Source organism: Rhodococcus sp. NPDC019647 (assembly GCF_044389235.1).
Classification (GTDB): Bacteria; Actinomycetota; Actinomycetes; order Mycobacteriales; family Mycobacteriaceae; genus Rhodococcus_F; species Rhodococcus_F oxybenzonivorans.
In genome coordinates this window covers 26,963-33,640 of record NZ_JBIRXS010000048.1, presented here as the reverse complement: position 1 = coordinate 33,640, position 6,678 = coordinate 26,963, and the positions used below count along the sequence as shown (strand labels likewise).

Annotated in this window: 4 protein-coding genes; all 4 read right to left on the bottom strand. The window is 62.6% G+C overall.

From position 1 onward, the window contains the following. On the bottom strand, positions 1-3,473 hold a 3,473-nt coding region (locus ACH49N_RS37375; RefSeq protein WP_397505162.1), incomplete at its 3' end, for a protein kinase. 144 nt (positions 3,474-3,617) lie between these two features. Further along, the gene (locus ACH49N_RS37370) at positions 3,618-4,403 is read right to left on the bottom strand and encodes a hypothetical protein (protein ID WP_358278176.1); all 786 of its coding nucleotides are present in this window, start codon (positions 4,401-4,403) and stop codon (positions 3,618-3,620) included. Between the two features lie 110 nt (positions 4,404-4,513). Next, positions 4,514-5,896 carry an L-serine ammonia-lyase gene (locus tag ACH49N_RS37365; RefSeq protein WP_250771868.1) on the bottom strand — a complete coding sequence of 461 codons (1,383 nt, stop codon included), beginning with the start codon at positions 5,894-5,896 and terminating at the stop codon, positions 4,514-4,516. 72 nt (positions 5,897-5,968) lie between these two features. Then, the gene (locus tag ACH49N_RS37360) at positions 5,969-6,382 is read right to left on the bottom strand and encodes a glycine cleavage system protein H (protein WP_159924932.1); all 414 of its coding nucleotides are present in this window, start codon (positions 6,380-6,382) and stop codon (positions 5,969-5,971) included. Positions 6,383-6,678: the final 296 nt, after the last annotated feature.

Genomic DNA, 6,678 nt, shown 5'->3' with positions numbered 1-6,678 from the left:
CGCGTCAGCGCACTGTGGAGCACGGTGTCTATGAAGGGCAGCAACACGTCCGGATGCATGGCGGCCCCGCCCTCGTGCAACTGCTCACGCACGGCTTTCAGAACCGATACGACATGGGGTCCGCCGTCGAGGAGGAAGCGTATCAACCCGTGCCGCTCACATTGGGCCACAACAGGAATCAGCGTTTGCTGGGCCTCCTCCTTCCGGCCGGCTGCCCAGAGGCAGGCTGCCAGCAGTCGAGTGGCTCCGAGTCGCGCAAGCTCACGTCCGGTTCCGGCGAGTGCCTGTACCCAATTCTCGGCCAGATCGCACGCGAGGCTGAGCTGCTCAGGATCACCGCTGCGAAGCATCAGCAGGATCGTGGCCTCGTTCTCCATCTCGGCGGTGACCCGTTCGATTCCGTCTGCAGGCTCCTGACGTGATCGGCGGGTGAGGGATACGACACCGGAGCGAGGCGGATACCCCAGTCGGGCACGTTCACAGTCCACCGCAGCCCGCAGCCGCGGGAGAGAGTATTTGTTGGCGGTCCGGATGCCTTCATCGAGCCGGGATACCGCGCCGTCATGGTCGCCGCGTATGGACCTGATTCGGGCACTCGCGCAGTAGTGCCGGATCATGAAGTCCGAGGCGCCACCCAGCGCCGCTGCGTCGCTGGTCTCGTCCAGTAATTCTTCAGCCTCGTCGATTCGATTCTGCTGGTAGAGATCCTCGGCGAGCAGTACGCGGGTGAGTCGCGCGTGCTGGGATTGGGTGTTGCCGGCGTCCCGTACGAGATTGAATGCTCGGTGATACAACTCGCTCGCCCCAGCGATGTCGAGTTGTTCGGCTCGGGCCATACCGGCGAAACAGTATCCGTAGGCCACGGCGTAGGGTCCGGTGGCCTTCTGGTGGTATGGGGTCGCCCACACTTGCCGGTCGTAGGCATCACTGAATCGAAACTCGTAGGTGTCGACGATGGTATCGATGAGTGCCGCCATCGACACGACGAAGGGGTGGTGCTCGTGGGCATGGGCCAGGCACTGAGCGACGAGATCTTTGACACCGGCTGCGCGGTCAGCGGTGATGGTGGTATCAGCCTGCAGCACATCGGCTTCCACCTTCAGTTGGGCGAGTTGGTCGTCGGGGAGGTCGAGTGTGTTCAGGAGCTCGAGTGTCCGGTGTCGGGCCTTCGTTGCAACGTCGAGTTGCTGTAGTTCAGTGTTCGCCCAGCCGATCGTCAACTGCAGGCGCGGACTGGACAACACCAGATCGGGTGGCAGCTTGGCAATCAGGCCGAGGAGCGTGGACATCTGGGACCGATCGAGTAGGTACAAGCTGTCGTTCTCGAGCAGCCGGACTGCTGCAGTTCGGTCACCGGCAGCAAGGGTGTGATCGAGCGCCTCGCCGAGTAGGTGCCGCTCACGGAACCACGCGGCCGCCCTGCGATGCAGTGCCGCGATCCGATCCGGATGGTCACGTTCGAGGCGCTGCCGCAGAATCTGCGCAAACAGGTGGTGGTAGCGGTACCACCTGCGGTCCTCCACTGTTCGGGTGAGAAAGAGGTCGCGGGCGACGACCTGATCGAGCTTCGCCGTCCCATCGGGGACGCCTGTGAGAGCTGAAGCCAGTTCTCCGCAGACTCGGTCCGGTACTGCGGTCGCGAGGACGAAGTCGAGGAAGTCGGGTTCGAGGGCATCGAGTACGTTCTCGGCGAGATACTCGCCGAGTGCGTCGGTCCCGGCGCGCAATTGGCCCAACAAGGTCTCCTGGCCCTCGGATTCCCGCAGCGACAGCGATGCCAGCTGTAGCGCCGCGATCCATCCATCCGTCGAGGCTCGCAATTCCTCGACATCGGAATCGGCCGGAGGGATCTGCATTCGGTCGGTGAAGAACTGCCTTGACTCAGAAGAATCGAAACCCAGTGCTGCGGAGTCGATTTCCAGTAGTTCGTCGCGAACCCGCATACGGCTGAGCGGTAACCCCGACCGGGTACGGCTGGCCACGATGATCTGAAGGTGGTGGCAGGCGTTGTCGAGAAGAAACTCCATCACCGCGATAGATTCGGGCGCGGAGACCCGATGCCAGTCGTCGATCACGGCGACGAGCGGTTCCCCGCTCTCGTGTAGTCGGTTGATCAGGGAAGTGAGCACGAAACGTTCAGTTGCTTGCCCCTGTTCTTCGAGTGATTGACCGAGATCACCGACCAACTCGGCGCGAACCCTCTGGATCGCTTCGACTAGATGCGACAGGAACCAGACCACATTGTCATCGTCACGGTCGACGGTCAGCCATGCCACTGACACTCCCTGGGAAACGAGTTCCTCCCGCCACTGTGCAACCAGGCTGCTCTTGCCGAATCCTGCCGGTCCGTGGACGAGGGTGAGTCTGCGACCCTGGCCGGCGCGCAGTGTGTCGAGCAAGCGGTGGCGCCACACCAGTTTTCGGGACGTCGTGGGTGGACGAAACTTGGTCAGCGGGGAAGGGGGCGTTCGTGGCGCTTGCACCCTGTAGGGGCGCGGACGAGACCGTGGTGCGGCGTCTGGAGGTCGCCATTGTGCCGTTCCGGTGGACTCCGCCCCTCTGTCCGGGAGAGGGGAACGTTGCGGTGGTACCTGCATTCGATCGACAGCCATCTGATGCCTGCGCTCCACGGCGCGAAGTTCGTTGCCGAAATCGGCGGCGCTGTCGAACCGATTCTCCACGGCACGGGCCATGGCCCGTTCCAACGTCGCGCACACGTCCTCTGGTATTCCGGACTCTCGCAGATCCGGGATCGGTTGCGAGGAGATACGGAGGAATTGTGCAACGACCTGTTCACCACTGAGTCGCTCGAACGCGGCGTGCCCGGTGAGCGCGCAAAACAGAGTCGATCCGAGACTGTATACGTCTGACGCGGCGGTCGGCGGTCGGCCTTCGAGGACCTCGGGCGCCGTGAAGGCGGGGGAACCGGTGATCGACCCAGAGGCGGTTTCGAAGCCTCCGGAAACTCGTGCGATACCGAAGTCTGTCAGCTGCGGCTCGTCGTACTCGGTCAGCAGGATATTCGCTGGTTTGACATCCCGGTGCAAGGTACCGACTCGGTGGGCGGTCTCGAGAGCGCCCGCGATCTTTATCCCGAGCCGAACGGTCGGTTCCCATCCGATGGGGCCGGTACTCCGAATCTGCGCGTCCAAAGAGCCGTGCTCATGATAGGGCATGACCAGAAAGGGGCGGTTGCTCCGTGTAACCCCCACTTGATACAGGTCGACGATGTTGGGATGTCCGGACATCCGACCCATTGCTCGTTGTTCGCGCACGAAGCGGGCGAGGTTCTCGTGGTCGAGGTCTGTTGTCAGGACTTTGACGGCGACCGTGCGGTCTACCGCTTCGTGGAGGCAGCGGTAAACGACCCCGAACCCGCCCCGTCCGATCTCCACAGCGTCGTCGAAACCAGCGGCAGACAGTTCGGCCGCGATATCCGGCTCGCGCTGAGTGGCCCACCGGTCGTCCGCCATTGGCATCCACCACCTCTACGCTCTCCCCAGAATAGTCCGCGCATCTTCACGGCGACCCGAAGTAGTGGGACAGAGCGAATGGAAAATGAACGCTGCAGAGAGTGTCCAGCGGGGGGTGCGCACCGTTGTCGGTGACCAATGAAGTCACAGCGTGGTCGGCGCGGCGACCCCGGCGGTGATGGCGCAGAGGCGATCGGGTCGGCTCGTCGCTGTTGCCTTCGTAGTCGCACGCTCCGGGAGGTCTACCGGGGTGGTTTCCATGTCGTTACGGGCCCGACACCAGGGGGCGATAAGAGTCTCGTAATGGACCCGAGTGAAGTCGGCCGTGCCGACCAGGTCGGCCAGTGCGACTGCCGCTGCCGCGTCGCGCACCGCGGCCGCCGTATCAGCGAAGAGGCGGTCGTCGAGACGGACGGTGGCGTCGTCCATGTACTCGCGTTCCCATGCCGCATCCTGTGCGCGGTACCAACTCGTGATTCGTCCGGCTTCCCAGGCTGCATCACGGGCAGCGATCCATGCACTGAGTCGCCGGTGGCTGCCGACCAGACTCTCGGTGCGGGTCAGTGAGTGAAAGTCGCTGTGCAAAATTTCGGCGACGTCAATGGCGTGTCGGATGACCTGTCGCCAGTTCGGTCCGAAGGCGTGGTTGCACGCATCTTCGGTGACCTCGAACTGATCGAGAATCATCAGCGCCTCGTCGACAACGTCGACATGCAGGTAGTAATCACCGGGAAGCCCGCACCGGCGCAGCAGCTGGAACGCGACGAATGCTTCGCCACGAACGGCGGCGCAATGGATGAGAACACCGAGGATCGAGATTCGCAGCTCCGGTGCGTAAGTTCCCCGAGGGGGGACCGGATACCGGCGGACGAACTGCGCTGCTCGCGCTGGAAGGAGCCGGAGCTCGTCGGTGACCACATTCTCCCGCATGACACGCATCCTTCTTTCCAGAAAACCCCTCGGCACGACCGAAGAACCTGGTTACTCGAACTGACGATCATCACTGGTTCGGCGCCGTGTGTGCAGTGTCGAAATCGGTGTCAGCACTCGACGTAGTTGACAGGGACGTTGACCGCGAGCCCACCGGTAGAGGTTTCTTTGTACTTCGAGAGCATGTCAGCGCCGGTCGAGCGCATCGTCTCGATCACCTGGTCGAGGCTGACTCGGTGAGTACCGTCGCCGCGCAGCGCCATCCGCGCAGCGTTGATGGCCTTACCCGCAGAAATGGCGTTACGTTCGATGCACGGGATCTGGACCAAGCCCTCGATGGGATCACAGGTCAACCCAAGGCTGTGTTCCATTGCGATCTCGGCCGCATTCTCGACTTGCTCCGGGGTGCCGCCGAGGATTTCGGCCAGCCCGGCCGCCGCCATGGATGCGGCGGAGCCCACCTCCCCCTGACAACCGACCTCGGCGCCGGAAATAGAGGCCCGTTCCTTGTACAGGGAGCCGATCGCCCCGGCAGTGAGCAGGAATTGAATCGCGGTCTTGTCGGGGTCGGCCCTGCCGGCTGGGGTGTAGTGCACGGCGTAGTGCAATACAGCGGGGATGATTCCGGCCGCCCCATTCGTGGGAGCTGTGACGATGCGGCCACCGGAGGCGTTCTCCTCATTGATCGCAAGCGCGACGAGGTTGACCCAGTCTTCGGCGAATTCTGGTGCCCGATATGGATCCTCCCGGTCCAGTCGCAGAAACCAGTCGCGGGCGCGCCGGCGAACCCTCAGTGCACCCGGCAAATACCCGTCGCGCGAGATACCACGCTGCTCGCACTCGACCATCACATCTCGGATGTGTAGCAACTGTTCGTGTATTTCGAGGGTGGACCGTGATTCGTGCTCGATCGAGAGCATGAGGTCGCTGATGCTGCACTCGTAGCGGTCGCAGAGTTCGAGAAGTTCTTTCGCAGATCCGTAATTCAAGCCGCCAGCCGACGCGGGGGTGGTTTCGATGCTTTCGGCCTCGGTGACGACGAAGCCACCGCCCACCGAGAAGTAGGTCTCCTTGTGCAGTTCGTCGTTCTCGTCGGCGTAGGCGGTGAGTGTCATTCCGTTGGGGTGGAAGGGCAGGACGGTCAAGGGACGCAGGATGATTTCGTCCTCGGCGAGCGCGATGTCACGGGATCCGCCGAGTGAGATGTGGCGGGTGCTGCGCATGATCTCGAGCCGGCGTTCCATCTCGTCGGTCTCGATATCTTCGGGACGGTATCCCTCGAGTCCGAGTAGGACCGCGGACATCGTGCCGTGTCCGGCGCCGGTTGCCGCGAGTGAACCGTACAGGTCTACCTTCACGTCGACGACGTCCTCGAATGCTCCGAGGGTGTGCAGGTCGGAGATGAATCGTGCGGCGGCTCGCATGGGACCGACGGTGTGCGAACTCGACGGACCGACACCGACGGAGAACAGGTCGAACACGCTAATGGTCATGGAATCACAATCCTGTGTCTGTGCACTTCGAGGGCACGCGGTGGAGGCAGGGACGGCAGCAGGAATGCGCGCTCATATCGCTTCGCTGAGCTCATCGGTGTATTGAGCGGGAGCGAGCAAGTCCTTCGTGGACGATGTGTGGAAGGGCAGGATGGCGAACAACCATCCCGAGTAGTGGGGGTCGCGAGCTACGAGTTGAGGATCGTCGATCGCAGCGATATTGGTCAGCGTGACGAGGCCACTGAGGGGAGCGTACATCGTGACCACCGTCCGCGAGGACGACCAGATCAGTGCACACGGGGCGCCGGCGTTCACTGTGCTCCGTACTGCGGGAAGGTCGAGTCCCACGACATCGAGACCATCGAGAGCGGTTGCAGTGATGCCCGCTCTCAATGGGTAGTCAGACAAGGCTTCTCCCGGTGTAAGCGCCAACCAGCTGTGCGATGAGGTGTACATCCGACCTGTGGGCAACTGCATATCTCCCATGGCTTTTCCTTCGCATGTCGGCGTGGAGGGTGATGCTTGGCCGGCGCAATTCGCCGCAGGTGGAAGCTTTACCGGTGGGGCCATCGAGATCGACATGCCGACGCGCTGGCTTCCCCAGTGCGCGCAATCTGCAGCGTTGGCCCGAACGTGGACGTCGCTCACCGCACCTCCCGTAGGTACCTGTTGATCACGCTGACCGGACAAAAACAGACGATTGATATATCAGTGATGGACATCACGGTAGATCAGAATGCGGTGGTGGTCAAGTATCGTCTGATGGCTTCTCTGGACGGCCG

Coding starts and splice junctions, on each gene's coding strand:
- ACH49N_RS37370 (WP_358278176.1), bottom strand. CDS start 4,403: ATGCGGGAGAATGTGGTCACCGACGAGCTCCGGCTCCTTCCAGCGCGA.
- ACH49N_RS37360 (WP_159924932.1), bottom strand. CDS start 6,382: ATGGGAGATATGCAGTTGCCCACAGGTCGGATGTACACCTCATCGCAC.
- ACH49N_RS37365 (WP_250771868.1), bottom strand. CDS start 5,896: ATGACCATTAGCGTGTTCGACCTGTTCTCCGTCGGTGTCGGTCCGTCG.